The sequence below is a fragment of the Burkholderia territorii genome (genome assembly GCF_001718335.1).
In the GTDB taxonomy this organism is placed as follows: domain Bacteria; phylum Pseudomonadota; class Gammaproteobacteria; order Burkholderiales; family Burkholderiaceae; genus Burkholderia; species Burkholderia territorii.
The window spans coordinates 857,741-873,963 of the sequence record NZ_CP013365.1 but is presented as its reverse complement, the minus strand read 5'-3'; the positions used below and the strand labels follow the sequence as shown (position 1 = coordinate 873,963).

Annotated in this window: 13 protein-coding genes; 8 read left to right on the top strand and 5 right to left on the bottom strand. The window is 68.8% G+C overall.

Annotated features, from left to right (window positions below):
- Positions 1–28: 28 nt before the first annotated feature.
- Complete coding sequence (locus WS51_RS03950; RefSeq protein ID WP_059450595.1) at positions 29–1,543, bottom strand: acetyl-CoA hydrolase/transferase family protein; 1,515 nt, start codon at positions 1,541–1,543, stop codon at positions 29–31.
- A gap of 643 nt (positions 1,544–2,186) precedes the next feature.
- On the opposite strand from WS51_RS03950, the gene WS51_RS03945 reads away from it, so the two are divergent.
- From WS51_RS03945 to WS51_RS03915, 7 genes are read left to right on the top strand one after another with little or no spacing between them, the layout of a single operon-like run.
- Positions 2,187–2,945 (top strand): CDP-alcohol phosphatidyltransferase family protein, encoded by a 759-nt coding sequence (locus WS51_RS03945; protein WP_059450596.1) that lies wholly within the window; start codon positions 2,187–2,189, stop codon positions 2,943–2,945.
- Entirely contained in the window at positions 2,942–3,751 is an 810-nt protein-coding gene (locus WS51_RS03940; RefSeq protein WP_059950698.1) for a HalD/BesD family halogenase, read from the top strand. The genes WS51_RS03945 and WS51_RS03940 overlap by 4 nt, the downstream gene beginning before the upstream one ends.
- A complete protein-coding gene (locus WS51_RS03935; protein ID WP_059507241.1) occupies positions 3,748–4,749 on the top strand; it encodes an HpnL family protein in 1,002 nt (333 codons plus the stop codon). The genes WS51_RS03940 and WS51_RS03935 overlap by 4 nt, the downstream gene beginning before the upstream one ends.
- 36 nt (positions 4,750–4,785) lie before the next feature.
- Positions 4,786–5,553: a phosphocholine cytidylyltransferase family protein gene (locus WS51_RS03930; protein ID WP_059450599.1), complete on the top strand. Its 768-nt coding sequence runs from the start codon at positions 4,786–4,788 to the stop codon at positions 5,551–5,553.
- Positions 5,550–7,235, top strand: a complete 1,686-nt coding sequence (gene aepX, locus WS51_RS03925; protein ID WP_059507240.1) for a phosphoenolpyruvate mutase — start codon at positions 5,550–5,552, stop codon at positions 7,233–7,235. The genes WS51_RS03930 and aepX overlap by 4 nt, the downstream gene beginning before the upstream one ends.
- Positions 7,232–8,419 (top strand): phosphonopyruvate decarboxylase, encoded by a 1,188-nt coding sequence (aepY, locus tag WS51_RS03920; protein WP_069228628.1) that lies wholly within the window; start codon positions 7,232–7,234, stop codon positions 8,417–8,419. The genes aepX and aepY overlap by 4 nt, the downstream gene beginning before the upstream one ends.
- Positions 8,419–9,483 carry a 2-aminoethylphosphonate aminotransferase gene (locus WS51_RS03915; RefSeq protein WP_059450602.1) on the top strand — a complete coding sequence of 355 codons (1,065 nt, stop codon included), beginning with the start codon at positions 8,419–8,421 and terminating at the stop codon, positions 9,481–9,483. Before aepY ends, WS51_RS03915 begins: the two co-directional genes overlap by 1 nt.
- Positions 9,484–9,571: 88 nt before the next feature.
- Here the strand turns inward: WS51_RS03915 and WS51_RS03910 are convergent, their stop codons facing one another.
- On the bottom strand, positions 9,572–10,723 hold the full coding sequence (locus WS51_RS03910; protein WP_069228627.1) for an acyltransferase family protein: 1,152 nt from the start codon (positions 10,721–10,723) through the stop codon (positions 9,572–9,574).
- Positions 10,724–11,075: 352 nt separating this feature from the next.
- Here WS51_RS03910 and pip point away from each other — a divergent pair, with 352 nt between their 5' ends.
- Positions 11,076–12,008, top strand: coding sequence for a prolyl aminopeptidase (gene pip / locus WS51_RS03905; protein WP_059507237.1), 933 nt, complete (start codon positions 11,076–11,078; stop codon positions 12,006–12,008).
- A 58-nt stretch (positions 12,009–12,066) separates the two neighbouring features.
- Here pip and WS51_RS03900 read toward each other — a convergent pair whose 3' ends face one another.
- The 3 genes from WS51_RS03900 to WS51_RS03890 all read right to left on the bottom strand — a co-directional run bounded on the left by WS51_RS03900 (position 12,067) and on the right by WS51_RS03890 (position 16,188).
- The gene (locus WS51_RS03900) at positions 12,067–12,339 is read right to left on the bottom strand and encodes a hypothetical protein (RefSeq protein WP_059450605.1); all 273 of its coding nucleotides are present in this window, start codon (positions 12,337–12,339) and stop codon (positions 12,067–12,069) included.
- Between the two features lie 199 nt (positions 12,340–12,538).
- A complete protein-coding gene (locus WS51_RS03895) occupies positions 12,539–13,588 on the bottom strand; it encodes a transglutaminase family protein (protein WP_059540866.1) in 1,050 nt (349 codons plus the stop codon).
- Positions 13,582–16,188 carry a circularly permuted type 2 ATP-grasp protein gene (locus WS51_RS03890; protein ID WP_059507704.1) on the bottom strand — a complete coding sequence of 869 codons (2,607 nt, stop codon included), beginning with the start codon at positions 16,186–16,188 and terminating at the stop codon, positions 13,582–13,584. The genes WS51_RS03895 and WS51_RS03890 overlap by 7 nt, the downstream gene beginning before the upstream one ends.
- Between the last annotated feature and the right edge of the window lie 35 nt (positions 16,189–16,223).

Here is a 16,223-nt window from a genome sequence, read left to right as displayed (position 1 = left end):
GGGCACGGGCCCGCCGCGGGCCGCAACGTCAGGCCTTCATCGTCCCGGTGCGCACGTAGCGTTCGTGCCACGACAGCGCTTCGGCGAGCAGGTGCGGCGTGTGCTTGCCGAAGCTCTCGCGCGACGCGCGCTCGAAGTAGTCCTCGAGCATCGGCCGGTAGTCGGGATGCGCGCAGGTCGCGATGATCTTGCGCGCACGCTGCTTCGGCGACAGGCCGCGCAGGTCGGCGAGCCCCTGCTCGGTGACGACCACCGCGACGTCGTGCTCGGTATGGTCGACGTGGCTCGCCATCGGCACGATCCGCGAGATCGCCCCGCCCTTCGCGGTGCTGGCCGACATGAAGCACGACAGGTAGCCGTTGCGCGCGAAGTCGCCCGAGCCGCCGATCCCGTTCTGGATCTTCGTGCCCATCACGTGCGTCGAATTCACGTTGCCGTAGATGTCGGCTTCGATCATCCCGTTCATCGCGATGCAGCCGAGGCGGCGCACGAGTTCCGGATGGTTGCTGATCTCCTGCGGACGCAGCAGGATCTTTTCGCGGAACGTCGCGATCTCGTCGGCGAAGCGCTGCACGGCGGCCGGGCTCAGCGACAGCGCGGTGGCCGACGCGAAGCTCAGCGTGCCGTCGTCGAGCAGGTCGAGCATGCCGTCCTGGATCACTTCGGTGTACGCGGTCAGGTTCGAGAAGCCGGCCGAGCTCAGCTCCGCGAGTACCGCGTTCGTGATGTTGCCGACGCCCGACTGCAGCGGCAGCAGGTTCTCCGGCAGGCGGCCGCGCTTCACTTCGTGGCGCAGGAAGTCGATCAGTTGCAGCGCGATCTGCTTCGACGTGGCGTCCGGCGCGGAGAACGCGTTGCTGCGGTCCGGCGCGTCGGTCTCGACGATCGCGACGATCTTCTCCGCCGGGCAGCGCAGGTACGGTTCGCCGATGCGGTCGTCGCTTTTCGTCAGCGGAATCGGCTTGCGGTGCGGCGGCAGCGCGGTGCCGTAATAGACGTCGTGCATCCCGTCGAGACCGAGCGGCTGGCGCGCATTGACTTCCAGGATCACGTGCTTCGCCTGCTCGAGCCACGTCTTGTTGTTGCCGATCGACGCGGACGGAATCAGCCGCCCGTCCTCGCGGATGCCCGCGACTTCGACGATCGCGACGTCGAGGTCGCCGTACAGCCCGAACCATGCGTATTGCGCGACGTGGCTCAGGTGGACGTCCTGGTAGTCGACTTCACCGGCGTTGATCTTGTCGCGCAGCGTCGGGTCGGACTGGTACGGCAGGCGCATCGAGATGCCGTCGGTGCGGGCGAGCGCGCCGTCGAGTTCCGGCGCCGTCGATGCGCCCGTCAGCACGTTGATCCGGAAATCCTCGCCGCGCGCGTGGGCCGCTTCGATATGGGCGGCGAGCGCGGCGGGCACGGCCTTCGGGTAGCCCGAGCCGGTGAAGCCGCTCATGGCGACGGTCATGCCGGGACGAATCAGCGCGGCGGCTTCGTCGGCGGTGCGGACGAGCGATCGCAGGGCGGGAGCGAGGATGCGTGAAGAAGACATGGCTGTATATCTGACGCTTGTGGTCTGTCGTTGACGTCGCGGGGGGTGTCTCCTGAGCGACGCGAAGCCCTTGGGGCCGCGAGGGGCGGCCCGGCACCACGGGCACGGTCGGAGTATCGCAGAGGCCATCGCCGCGAAATGTCCGCTGGATGCAAAAGATACTTGCTGAATGCGCCGGGTATCGAACGACCGTTCTGTGACAGCCATGGCAGCTGCACGTACATGCATCCGAAAGGTACGGGAAAGCCGGCTGCCAGTTTTCCTCGCGAAAATTACAAACGACGGAACGTGAATAGGCCGACACCGCCCCGGATTCACCGCATGAACGCGAAGAATCCGCATTCGATGGCCGCTCGGCGATCAGCGCGGCCGATTGTCGCCCGACGCGGCATTTGCGAGCCTGATGCACGTCAACGCATCGACACGCGCGCATCGCCGCGAGGCCCGTGTACAGGGCCCGTCCACCCTTGACAGCCGCGCGATGCGAACCACACTGGAACAGGTAAGGTCTGCCTGCGCGAACGCCGTTTCGTGCCCCCGGTTCGCAACGGGCCGATGCCCGGAATGCGCGGTAACACTCCCGCATGTCAGGACATTGGTCGAAGAAAAAGCAACAAATTACAATTCCGTATATATTTCGCCGATGGACCAAAGAAAAACCGCCACACATTCCGAACCTCCGCTGCCACGCACCTGGGATGCGCGGCTCGCGCGCTCGCTCGTCCGGCCGCTGATCGACACGCCGGTCACCCCGAATCACCTCACCACCCTTCGTCTGCTGATCGGCGTCGCCGGCGCCTGGTGCCTTGCGCAAGGCGGCTTCGGCTGGAGCAACGCGGGCGCGTTCCTGATCGTGCTGTCGAATTTCGTCGACCACACCGACGGCGAACTCGCGCGCATCAGCGGCAAATCCAGCAAGATCGGTCACTTTTACGACCTCGCGGCCGACGCGCTCGTCACGGTCGCGCTGTTCGTCAGCATGGGCGTCGGCATCGTCGCCCAGGGCGGCCAGATGGCCGCGTCGCCGGTGCTGCTCGGTGCGGTGGCCGGCGCGGCCGTCGCGCTGATCTTCTTCCTGCGCATGCGAATCGAATCGATCGCCGGCAAGGCTGGCACCAAACAGGCGTTCGCCGGCGGCTTCGAGACGGAAGACGTCCTCTACCTGCTGCCGATCGTCACGCTCGTCGACGGCGTCCAGCCGTTCCTGCTCGCGGCATCGATCGGCGCCCCGCTGTTCGCCGCGTGGGTCGTGATCGACTGGTGGCGTATCGTGCGCCGCAGCGGCGTTCCGCACGAAAATGCCGCGCAGCCCCAGGTTTTCGCGTCCTCCTCGGGCGGCCTGGCGCGCAGCGACAGGTCCGGCGGCGCTCAAAGTTCAACCGAAATCCAGGCTTCCAAATGACTCCTAGCACGCGCGACGACTCCGTGCTGAGCCCGGCACGTCCCGCGCCTGCGCGCGCGGCAGCGGCCGATCCCGATCGCACCGTGGCCGACTGCGTCGGCCGTCTCGATCTCGACCGCCTGCGCGGCGACTACACGCGCCAGGGGTCGTTCCTGTACCTCGACACCTTCCTGCCGGCCGACGCGCACGCGAAGCTCGCGGCCGCCGCCCGCGCGATGCAGGCCGGCCTGAACCGCAATTACCTGCCCGGCCACAAGCAGGGCGGCAGCGTGAGCCGGCACACGATCGACGAACAGGCGCCGTACATTGCCGAGCTGTACCGGTCGAAGGCGCTGATCGCCTTCCTCGAGAAGATCACCGGCGACAAGCTGATGCTGTCGCCGGACGACGATCCGCATGCGTACGCGCTGTACTACTACACGAAGCCGGGCGACCACATCGGCTGGCACTACGACACGTCGTACTACGACGGCCGCCGCTACACGCTGCTGATCGGCGTGATCGACGAGTCGTCGTGCCGGCTCGACTACGAGCTGCATACGCGCAATCCGGACGTGCCCGACGAACCGGGCTCCGTGCAGATCGCCGACGGCGGCATCGTGCTGTTCGACGGCGACAAGCTGCGCCATCGCGTCACGCCGCTCGGCCAGAACGAGACGCGCGTATCGCTCACCTTCGAATACGTGACCAACCCCGGCATGCGGCCGTGGAAGCGCTTCATCTCGAACATGAAGGACGCGATCGCGTATTTCGGTTTCCGCCAGGTGTTCAAGCAGCTGGCCGCGCGACGGTCGACCGGGTCATGACACGCGCCGGCCTGATCCTGCTGTCCCTCGGAACGGCACTGTTCGTCGCCCTGCTCGCATGGCAGGGCGTCGGCGCGGTCGCGTCGACGTTTCTCGCGGCCGGCTGGGGCCTCGCGCTGGTCGCGGCCTTCCACGTCGTACCGCTCGTGATCGACGCGCTCGCGATCTCGGTGATGTTCCGCCGCGGCCAGGCGGGCGCGGAGCTCGGCGACGCGCTGCGTGCGCGCTGGGTCGGCGAATCGGTGAACAGCCTGCTGCCCGCCGGCCAGATCGGCGGCCCGGTGCTGATGGTGCGCCACCTCGCGCAGCGCGGCACGCGGATGGCCGATGCGGCCGCCGCGGTCACCGTCAGCACGACGATGCAGGCGCTCGCCCAGATGGCCTTCGCGCTGATCGGCATCGCCACGTTCAGCCTGTATGCGACGCACGAATCGGTCGCTCACCTGCGCACGCCGGCGCTGATCGCCACCGGCGTGCTGGGCGCGCTCGCCGTCGCGTTCTACGCGGCGCAGCGGCGCGGGCTGTTCGGCCGCGGGCTGCGTCTCGCGTCGAAGTTGCTCGGCCCGCGCGACTGGTCGTCGCTCGCGACCCGCGCGGACGCGATCGACGACGCCGTCGGCGCGCTTTACCGCGATCGCGCGAAGGTCGCGAAGACCTTCGCGTTGAGCCTCGTCGGCTGGATCGTCGGCACCGCCGAAGTGTGGCTCGCGCTGCACTTCCTCGGGCACCCGGTCAGCTGGCTCGACGCGCTGCTGCTCGAAAGCGTCGGCCAGGCGATTCGCGGCGCGGCATTCGCGATTCCCGGCTCGCTCGGCGCACAGGAAGGCGGCTACCTGCTGCTCGCCCCGCTGGTCGGCCTGCCGCCCGAGGCGGCGCTCGCGCTGTCGCTCGCGAAGCGCGCGCGCGAACTCGCGCTCGGCCTGCCCGGCCTGCTCTATCTGCATTTCAGTGAAAGAAACTGGCAGCGGCGCCGCGCGCCGCAGCCCATCGCCGACTGATCGTTCAGATCCGCCGGCTTTTTGGTTGGAGAACCCATGCGAGCCATCATTCTTGCGGCAGGCCTCGGCTTGCGCCTGCAACAACCGCCCGAGGCGCAATTCCCGAAGTGCCTGCTGCGCTTCGACGACGTGTCGCTGCTCGAGCGCCATCTGCGCGTGCTCGACGCCGCGGGCGTCGATGAAATCGTGCTCGGGCTCGGCTTCCAGCACGAGAAGGTCGAGCAGGAGCTCAAGCGCCTCGGCCGCAGCGCCGAGATCGTGATCAACGAGCGCTACGACCTCGGCAGCGTACTGACCGTGCACACCGTCGCCGATGCGATGACGCGCGGCGGCGACGTGCTGCTGATGGACGCGGACGTGCTGTACGACGAGAACATCCTGCACGCGCTGGTGGCCGATTCCGACAAGGCGGTCGACCGCCTGCTGATCGATCGCGACTTCGAGGCCGGCGACGAGCCCGTCAAGCTGTGCCTGAAGAACGGCGTGCCGGTCGAGCTGCGCAAGCAGCTCGCGGTCGACCTCGAGTACGACACGATCGGCGAGTCGGTCGGCTTCTTCCGCTTCACCGAAGGTACCGCGCGCCGCCTCGCGACGATCGTCGCGGGCTACGTCGACAGCGGCCGCGCGAACATGCCGCACGAGGAAGCCGTGCGCGACCTGCTGCTCGAAGGCGGCCATTCGTTCGACGTGGCCGACGTCACGGGCTCGCCGTGGATCGAGATCGACTTCCCGAACGACGTCGCACGCGCCACGCAAGACATTCTCCCCCTGATTCAACGCACGACCGCAGGAGCCGCACGATGAACGCACGCGAACCCAACTTCTCCGAATCGCGCAGCGCACGCCTGCGCCGCATGCTCGTCAGCAGCGACCTCGAATTCCTGATGGAAGCGCACAACGGCCTGTCGGCACGGATCGTCCGCGAAGCGGGCTTCAAGGGGATCTGGGCATCGGGCCTCGCGATCTCCGCGCAGTTCGGCGTGCGCGACAACAACGAAGCGAGCTGGACGCAGGTCGTCGACGTGCTCGAGTTCATGGCCGACGCGAGCGACCTGCCGATCCTGCTCGACGGCGACACCGGCTACGGCAACTTCAACAACGTGCGCCGCCTCGTGAAGAAGCTCGAGCAGCGCGGCATCGCCGGCGTGTGCATCGAGGACAAGCAGTTCCCGAAGACGAACAGCTTCATCGACGGCGAGCGCCAGCCGCTCGCCGAGATCGACGAGTTCTGCGGCAAGATCAAGGCCGGCAAGGATTCGCAGAGTGACCCCGACTTCTCGATCGTCGCGCGCGTCGAGGCGCTGATCGCCGGTTGGGGAATGGACGAGGCGCTGCGCCGCGCGAACGCATACGCGGAAGCCGGCGCGGACGCGATCCTGATCCACAGCAAGCTGTCGCGCCCGGACGAGATCCTGCAGTTCGCACGCGAATGGAGCGGCCGCGCGCCGCTCGTGATCGTGCCGACCAAGTACTACAGCACGCCGACCGACGTGTTCCGCCAGGCCGGCATCAGCACCGTGATCTGGGCGAACCACCTGATCCGCGCGTCGGCATCGGCGATGCAGTCCGTCGCGCGCGAAATCCACGAAAACGAGACGCTGATCAACGTCGAGGATCGCGTCGCGTCGGTCAACGAGATCTTCCGCCTGCAGGACGCCGACGAATACTCGGCCGCCGAGCGCATCTACCTGTCGTCGTCGTCGCGCGCGTCGAACGCCGCGATCGTGCTCGCCGCGAGCCGCGGCAAGGGCCTGGAAGCCGTCACCGAGGACAAGCCCAAGGTCATGCTGCCGGTCGCCGGCAAGCCGCTGCTGCGCTGGCTCGTCGACGGCTTCAAGAAGCATGGCGTGAACGACATCACCGTGGTCGGCGGCTATCGCGCCGATGCGATCGACACGTCGGGCATCAAGCTCGTCGTCAACGAGCGCCATGCGCAAACGGGCGAACTCGCGTCGCTCGCATGCGCGGCCGAACGCCTGACCGGCGACACCGTGATCTCGTACGGCGACCTGCTGTTCCGCAGCTACATCCTGCGCGACCTCGCGGAGAGCGAGGCCGAGTTCAGCGTCGTCGTCGATTCGTCGCTCACCGAGACCAACCAGAGCGTGCGCGACTTCGCGCTGTGCTCGGCCGCCGACGACCGCGGCCTGTTCGGTCAGAAGACGTATCTGCAACGTGTATCGAGCGACGTCGCCGCCGGCACGCCGCACGGCCGCTGGATCGGCCTGCTGAACGTACGCGGCGCGGGCGTCGAGCGCCTGAAGGCAATGCTCGCGACGCTGCAGGCGCGACCCGATTTCGACACGCTCGACATCCCGTCGCTGCTCAACGAACTGATCGCCGCCGGCGAGAAGATCGAGGTGCAGTACGTGCACGGCCACTGGCGCGGCGTCAACGATCTGGAAGACTTCCGCCGGGCGGGCGACTTCGCACACGGCCAGACGCCGCTGTCCGAGCCGGGCGCCGGCAACGGGGGCGCGCAATGATCGAAGCGGCCCAGTTCGTCGAGGCCGCGCGCGAACGCGGCTTCGACTGGTACGCGGGCGTACCGTGTTCGTACCTGACGCCGTTCATCAACTACGTGCTGCAGGATCCGACGCTGCATTACCTGTCGGCCGCGAACGAAGGCGACGCGGTCGCGCTGATCGCCGGCGCCACGCTCGGCGGCAAGCGCGGGATCGCGATGATGCAGAACTCGGGGCTCGGCAACGCCGTGAGCCCGCTCACGTCGCTCACGTGGACGTTCCGGCTGCCGCAGTTGCTGATCGTCACGTGGCGCGGGCAGCCGGGCGTGGCCGACGAGCCGCAGCACGCGCTGATGGGTCCGATCACGCCGGCGATGCTAGACACGATGGAGATTCCGTGGGAGACGTTCCCGACCGACGCCGAACAGGTCGGCCCGGCGCTCGACCGCGCGATCGCGCACATGGACACGACGGGCCGCCCGTACGCACTCGTGATGCAGAAAGGCAGCGTCGCGCCATATGAGCTGAAGGCGAACCCGGCGGCCGCGCCGCGCGCGCACGTCGCCGCGCAGTCGGCGGCACGCGCCGATGCGCCGGCCGCGTGGCCGACCCGCCACGACGCACTGCAGCGCGTGATCGCGCACACGCCGGTCGATTCGACCGTCGTGCTCGCGTCGACCGGCTTCTGCGGCCGCGAGCTCTATGCGATCGACGACCGCCCGAACCAGTTGTACATGGTCGGCTCGATGGGCTGCGTGACGCCGCTCGCGCTCGGTCTCGCGCTCGCGCGCCCCGACCTGCGCGTGGTGGCGGTCGACGGCGACGGCGCCGCGCTGATGCGCATGGGCGTGTTCGCGACGCTCGGCACCTACGGTCCGTCCAACCTCGTGCACGTGCTGCTCGACAACGGCGCACACGAATCGACCGGCGGTCAGGCAACCGTGTCGCGGCATGTGTCGTTCGCGGGCGTCGCGGCCGCGTGCGGGTATGCGTCGGCGGTCGAAGGCGACACGCTCGACGTACTCGATGCGGCACTCGACGCGGCGCACCCGGCGGACGGCACGCGCTTCGTGCGGCTTGCGATCCGCACGGGCGTACCCGACGGCCTGCCCCGCCCGACCGTCACACCGGTCGACGTGAAGAACCGCCTGATGCGGCATATCGGCGCCGCACGGGTCGAAGCCCATGCTGAAGGAGCCCATTGATGCTGCTGCTGAATCCCGGCCCGGTCACGCTCACCGAACGCGTGCGCCGCAGCCTGCTGCAACCCGACCTGTGCCATCGCGAAAGCGAATTCTTCGATCTGCAGGATGAAGCGCGTGCGCGCCTCGTTGCCGCCTACGCGCTCGATCCGGCCGAATGGGCCGCCGTGCTGATGACGGGCTCGGGCACCGCCGCCGTCGAAAGCATGATCGCGGCGCTCGTGCCGCAGGACGGCAAGCTGCTCGTGATCGAGAACGGCGTGTACGGCGAGCGCATCACGCAGATCGCGACGCAATACGGAATCGCGCACGACGTGCTGAAGCACGAATGGATGCAGGCGCCCGATCTCGCGCAGATCGCCGCGCGTCTCGACGCGGGCGGTTATTCGCACGTCGCGGTGATTCATCACGAAACGACGACCGGCCGGCTGAACGACCTCGGCGCGATCGCGGACGTATGCCGTGCGCGCGGCGTCAAAATGCTCGTCGACGGCGTCAGCAGCTTCGGCGCCGAAGCGATCGACTTCGCCGGCGGCGTGATCGACGCGGTTGCCGCGACCGCGAACAAGTGCCTGCACGGCGTGCCCGGCGCCGCGTTCGTGATCGTGCGCCGCGCCGCGCTCGCGAAGGCCGCGAGCCGCACCTACTACCTCGACCTCGGGCGTCTCGCAAAGCTGCAGGACCAGCGCAATACGCCGTTCACGCCGTCCGTGCATGCGTATTACGCGCTCGTCGAAGCACTGCGCGAGTTCGACGAAGCCGGTGGCTGGCGTGCGCGCCATGCGCATTACAAGGCACTCGCCGATCAGGCACAGGCCGGACTCGCGGCGCGCGGGATGCCGCTCGTGCTGCCCGAAGGCGCATCGTCGGTCGTGCTGCGCGCGTACCGGCTGCCGCAGGGCGTCACGTACGAGACGCTGCACGACGGCCTGAAGGCGCGCGGCTTCGTGATCTACGCGGGGCAAGGCGGATTGTCGAAGGAACTGTTCCGCATTTCGACGATGGGCGCGATTGGTGCGGCCGACGTCGATCGACTGCTCGACGGTTTTACGGCACTGACGCGGTAAATAGCCGCTTCCGGTCGACGAAAGGCCCGCAAGGGCCTTTTTCGTTTGCGCCGATTTTTCGGCGAGTCGGCACGCAAACCGCACTCGCCTACTTCACCACCTTCGGCCCGATCGCATCCGTCTGCACCGCACCGAGCAGGGCATCATCCCGCGCACGTCGCGCCTCGCGTGCCGTAAAACGATCCTTCAACCGCAGGAACGGTTTCTCGACGAAGAAGTAACTGGCCGTCGCGGCCAGCAGCGCCCACACGATACCGAGCGGGAACGCATGCGGAACCGCGAGTTCAGGATTCGCGAACGGCTGCTGCCACAGATACAGGCTGAACGAGATCGTGCCGACGAACACGACCGGCGCAGCCCGCAGCCATCGCGCGCACCAGAAGTCGCTACGAAAATTCAGCGCGACGATCACGATCGCGATCAGCGCGGCCTCGAGCGTCACGCCGTACGTTGCATTCCAGAATCCGCCGAGCCGATGTTCGGCAACGGGCATCGCGAACAGCACGATCAAGACGAGCGCCGTCACGATGCGCGACTCGCCGCGCCATGAGCGAATCCATGCTTCGAGCCGTTCGCGGTTGAGCGCCGCGTAGCAGCCGATCAGGATCGGATCGACACCCGTATGCAGCATCATCCCGAGCTGGCCGCGCAGCGCCGGCGCAATGCAGTAGGTAAGCGCGCGCACCAGCGGCACGACCAGGATCAGCGCGGCCAGCCAGCGCGTGCCGCCACGGCGGGCGCCATACACGAACAGCAGCGGCCAGAACCAGTAAAACTGCTCCTCGAGCGCGAGCGACCAGAAATGCCCGAGATTCCACGCGCCGGCCGGATGCAGCGTGTTGTCGCCGGTCAGCCCGAACCACGCCGAGTAGTTCCACAGATGCAGCGCCGCATACAGCCACTGGCGGCGATCGACGTCGAGCCAGCCGGCAAAGGCAAGCACGCCGACGGTCGCGAGATACACGTAGCAGGCCGGCCAGATTCGCAGCGCACGGCGCACATAGAACGACGTCAGTGCAATCCCGCCGGTGCGCGCGAACTCCGCACGCAACACGTTGGTGATCAGGAAACCGCTGAGCACGAAGAAGATCAGCACGCCGAGCCGGCCGTCTGCGATCAGCCGCAACGGCGCGAACCAGCCGGTGTAGCCGCCCGGCAGCACGTGCTCCGCATGGCCGACGACGACCATCGTGACCGCGACGGCGCGCAACCCGGTCAGCTGCTTGACGCGATGGTTCATCGGCTCGTTTCCCGTTGGCACGGTGGAGGAACGGAATGAAGGCCGGCGCCCGCAACCGGCTCGCCGATGTGTCGCCGGGATTTTGTCTGAAAAATATCGGAACGAAATTGCTTCAAAAATTTCGGTGCGCATGGCGGCCCGCATGCCGCATCGCATGCGCAGTGCCGGCCGGCACACGGCGGCCGAAATGAATGGGCATAATGACAAGCCTTGTCCGGCGATGGCCGGTCCGATGCCGACACAACGAATTTTGCGGCGCCGCAATATCCGCGATACCGGCGCTGCGGTATTCCGGTCGCACACGGCCCGTGCCTCGTCCGTTCTCCTGCCGACCCTCACCCGGAGCCTGCCTGTGTATCCACCGATCGAACCTTACGCCCACGGCCACCTCGACACCGGCGACGGCCACCGGATCTACTGGGAGCGCTGCGGCAACCCGTCCGGCAAGCCCGCGGTGTTCCTGCACGGCGGCCCGGGCGCAGGCTGCAGCCCAGACCATCGTCGCCTGTTCGATCCCGAGCGCTACGACGTGCTGCTGTTCGACCAGCGCGGCTGCGGGCGTTCGACGCCGCATGCGAGCCTCGACAACAACACGACCTGGGACCTCGTGGCCGACATCGAGCGGCTGCGCGAGATGGTGGGCGCGCAACAGTGGCTCGTGTTCGGTGGCTCGTGGGGCAGCGCGCTCGCCCTCGCCTATGCGCAGACGCACCCGCAGCGCGTGAGCGCGCTCGTCGTGCGCGGCATCTTCACGATGCGCCGCGCGGAACTGCTGTGGTACTACCAGGAAGGCGCGTCGTGGTTGTTCCCGGACCTGTGGGAGGAATTCCTCGCGCCGATCCCGGAGGCCGAGCGCGGCGACCTGATGGCCGCCTATCATCGCCGGCTCACGGGCGACGACGAAGCCGCGAAGCTCGAAGCCGCGCGCGCATGGAGCATCTGGGAAGGCCGCACGATCACGCTGCTGCCCGATCCGGCATTGGCCGCCCATTTCGCGGACGGCCACTACGCGCTCGCGTTCGCGCGAATCGAGAATCACTACTTCGTGAATCGCGGTTTCGTCGACGAAGGCCAGTTGCTGCGCGACGCGCATCGCCTCGCCGGCATTCCGGGCGTGATCGTGCAGGGCCGCTACGACATCGCGACACCCGCGCGCACCGCGTGGGAACTCGCGAAGGCATGGCCAGACGCGTCGTTCGAGATCGTGCCGGATGCCGGGCACGCGTACAACGAGCCGGGCATCCTGAAGGCGCTGCTCGCCGCGACCGACCGGTTCGCCGCGTAAGCTGCAACGCCTGGCGGCGCGTTGCGGCCGGCTATGCGGGCCTGCGCGCGCCGCCCGCTCAAAGCGCGGCTTCGACGATCGTCCGGCCGCTGATCGCCCGCTCGACGAGCTGTTCGTCGCCGACCTTGCGAATCGCATCGTCGAGCAAGCCTTCCGGCTCTTCGGTCGCCACCTTCAGCAGGCCCGACAGCCCGCGCGCGTCGAGCACCACGAGCGTCTCCATCGAATCCGCGCGGCTCACGAGCACGCGGCGGAAAGCGGGACCCGCGCCGAAGCTGGCGCACAGCGCGATCGTCTCGTTGCCGAGCGTGTAGTCGAAGTTCTTGATCATGTCTGCCGCCGTTGCAAGGAAATGGCCACGCGCGACGGCGCGGCGCCGTGACGTCGACGCACCCGTGCGTGCCGCCGGCGTCGAACCAGGGGCTGGTGCGCTCGCCGGCATCACCATGCTAGGCGCGCAGTATTAACGAAGACTTAAACGGCCGGCGAGCGCGGCACGGCGCCGCGCCGCGCCGATCTTGCCGCATGGCCTACGGCGTATCGAGCGGCTCGACCGTCACGCCGACCTTCAGCTCCTGGTCCGCGCCGCCGCCGCGGATCACGCCGCGCAGCGGTGTCACGTCCGCGTAGTCGCGGCCGATCGACAGCATCACGTAATCGTCGCCGGGTGCGCGGTCGTTGGTCGGATCGAGCTGCAGCCAGCCGCCATCTTCAGGCCACGCCGGATCGTAGACGTCGACCCATGCATGCGATGCATCCGCGCCGATCAGCCGCGGCTGCCCGGGCGGCGGCTGCGTGAGCAGATAACCGCTCACGTAGCGCGCGGCGAGCCCGAGCGAGCGCAGCGCGCCGATCATCACGTGCGCGAAATCCTGACAGACGCCCTTGCGCAACCGTAACGCATCGAGCGCCGTCGTCGTGATGTCCGTGCTGTTCGGCGTATACGCGAAGTCGGCGTGAATCCGCCGCATCAGGTCCCACGCGGCCTGCACGAGCGGCCGCCCCGGCGTGAAGCTGGCGGCCGCATACGCGGCCAGCTCGGGATCGCATGCGACGTGCGGCGACGCGAACACGAACTCGCTCGCCGCGTCGTACGGCTGTCCGGCACGAAACCGCAAGCGGTCGCGTACGGCTTCCCATGCCGTTGCATGTTCGGCGTCGGGATGCGCGATCGCGGGCGGCGGCGCACCGCGTGCGCCCTGCGACCAGACCGGCGCGCGCACGCGCACCGTGCTGCGGCTGCGCACGAGCAGCGCATCGTGAGGCTGGTTCAGCGCGAACGACGCGCGCGCGTTGCCGAACGCGTCGATCTCGGTGCCGAGCGCTTCCGGCGCGGGCTCGATGTCGAGCGCGAACGACAGCACCTGCTGGCGCGGCGTCGCGAGCGGCTGGAGCCGCGCCTGGTGCTGGGCGGATTCGACGCGGGCGGCGTAGCGGTATTCGGTGTCGTGCGTGACGCGCAGCACGCGGCCGGCCGCGACGGCAGCCGGCGTTGCGGATGTGGCTTGCGCTGCCGCCTGTTTCGCACGGCCGGCGTCGGCCGCGGGCGGCGTCTTCGCTGCGTGTTTCGGCGTCACCATAGCGTCCTGCCCGCCTCGCGCACGTGGCTGAAATAGCGCTCGCCGATCCGGTTCGACAGCTCCCACACGGCCTTCGCGGTCGTGTCGAGCGCGTCGAGCAGCTTGTCGTGCCGGCCGTCGTCGCCGGTTTCGCACAGTTCGTGCAGCGACCAGGCGGGCACGTCCGGAATCGTCTCGGCCAGTTCGGACAGCGCATAGCCCTCGCTGCGCTCGACTTTCGTCAGCCGGCCGCGCAGCGCCTGCACGACCCAGCCGAGCGAACGCGGGTTGTCGGTGTCGAGCACCACGAGCGACAACAGCGGCGCGACGTCGAAACCGCGCTGGAAGCGCGAGCGGAACGTGATCGTGCTGTCGAACAGCTCCAGCACGAGCTCGAAACCGTCCTGCCGGTGCACGGCGCCCTCGTCGAACGCGAACTTCAGCACGCTGCACAGGAAATCCAGCCGGTCGATCTGCCGGCCGATCGACAGCAGCCGCCAGCCGTCGTCGCGCGTCATGTTGTCGGTCTGCGCGCCGGTGATCGCGCCGAGCAGCAGCCCCAGCCGCTCCAGCAGCTGCAGCGCCTCGTTGCCGATTTGCTCCTCGGCTTCCGGATGATCGGCGCTGTCGGCGAACAGTTGCGTCGCATCGTCGATCAGCCGCCATTGATCGCTCGACAGCCGCTCGCGGATCGCGGCGGCGGCGGCACGCATCCCGAACAGGCACGATGCGATGCCCGACGTGCGGTCCGCGCCGCGCGTCAACGAGGTTGCCAGCGCATGCTGGAACGCGCGCGGCGCATCGACGGCGTTCGGCGCGTCGGCGGCGATCAGCCCCGTGTCGCGACACAGCGTGTCGAGCAACTCGAGATGCGCGGGACTGTCGACGTCGTCCTCGCCGCGCAGCCGTTCGAGCGCGGCGCGCGCCAGACGCATCAGGTTGGTCGCACGCTCCGTGTAGCGGCCCAGCCAGAACAGGTTCTCGGCCGCGCGGCTTGCGATCGCGCGCGGGCGCTCGACGAGGTCGTCGGGGCCGAGGCGGGTTTGCAGCAGCGTCGTCGAATCGACGATGCCCTCGGTCATCACCCACGTATCGACGGTGCTGCCGCCGCGCGGCATCGGCGCGTTGAACAGCGTATCGCGCGTGCCGACCCGCGACAGCCCGCCCGGCAGGAGTCGCCAGCGTTGCGCGCCATCGGCAAGCGCGAACACGCGCAGCAGCAGCGGCTTCGGTACGATGCGCGCGCCGCCGGCGCCGTCGGACGCGCCGGGGCCCGGCCAGGTGGGCGCCTGCGACAGCGGCAAGTCGGCCTGCACCGTGTAATGCTCGGGCCGAGCCAGGATTCGCGCCCGCCATTCGGCCAGTTGCGCCGCCGTGAGCCGCGCGCCGATCACCGGATCGAACGCGCCGCCGGCCTGCACGTCGGCCGGATACGACGGCTTCACGATGCAGCGCGCAAGCTGCGGCAGCGCGTCGTCGCACGCCGCCGCCTCGCCGCACCACCACGAATGCACGGCGGGCAGCGTCAGCGTTTCGCCCAGCAGCGCTTCCGCGAGGCGAGGCATGAAGCCGAGCACGCCCGGCGATTCGAGGAAGCCCGAGCCCGGCGCATTCGCGAGCAGCACGTTGCCCGCGCGCACGGCCTGCAGCAGCCCCGGCACGCCGAGCAGCGAATCGGGCCGCAGTTCGAGCGGATCGAGCCATGCATCGTCGACGCGCCGCAGGATGCCGTGCACGGGTTCGAGCCCCCGCAGCGTCTTCAGGAATACACGGTTGTCGCGGGCGGTCAGGTCGCCGCCCTCGACGAGCGTGAGGCCGAGGTAGCGCGCGAGATACGCATGTTCGAAGTAGGTCGCGCTGTGCGGCCCCGGCGTCAGCAGCACGATCCGCGAATTCCTGGCCGCGGGGCTGAGCGCCTGCATGCTCTGCAACAGCGACCGGTATGCGGACGCGAGCCGCTGCACGCGCAGCCCGCGGAAGCCGCGCGGAAACAGCCGCGACACGATCAGCCGGTTCTCGAGCAGATAGCCGAGGCCGGCGGCGCCCTGCGTGTGCTGCGCGACCATCCGCCATTGCCCGTCGGGGCCGCGCGCGAGGTCGAACGCGACGACGTGCAGCCACGTGTCGCCCGGCACGCGTGCGCCGCGCATCGCGCGCAGGTAGCCCGGATGCCCGGTCACGAGCGCGGGCGGCAGCAGGCCGCGCTGCAGGATCGTCTGCGGCCCGTACAGGTCGGTCATCGTCGCGTTCAGCAGCCGCACGCGCTGCAGCACGCCGCGCTCGATCGCCACCCAGTCCTCGGGCGTGACGATCAGCGGCAGCAGGTCGAGCGACCACGGGCCGGCCGCGCCGTCGCCCGCGCGTTGTTCGTGGAGCTGGTAGAACAGGCCGTTCTCGCGCATTCGGCGCTGCAGCGCGTCGGCGCGGCGGTCGAGGTCGGCCACGCCGTCGCTGCCGATCGACGTGAAGAAGCTGCGCCATGCGGGTGCGAGCAGCGGCGCGGCGAGGCCGGCGGCGCTGCCGCGCAGTTCGTCGTAGCGGCCGGCCGCGGCCGGCGCCGCGAGCGCGGCGGCCAGTTCCGCGGCATCCGGCTGCGCGCCGGTATCGAAAAGCGTGGGCATCGCGTCGGCGTCGGCGAGATCGTCGGGGTGAATGG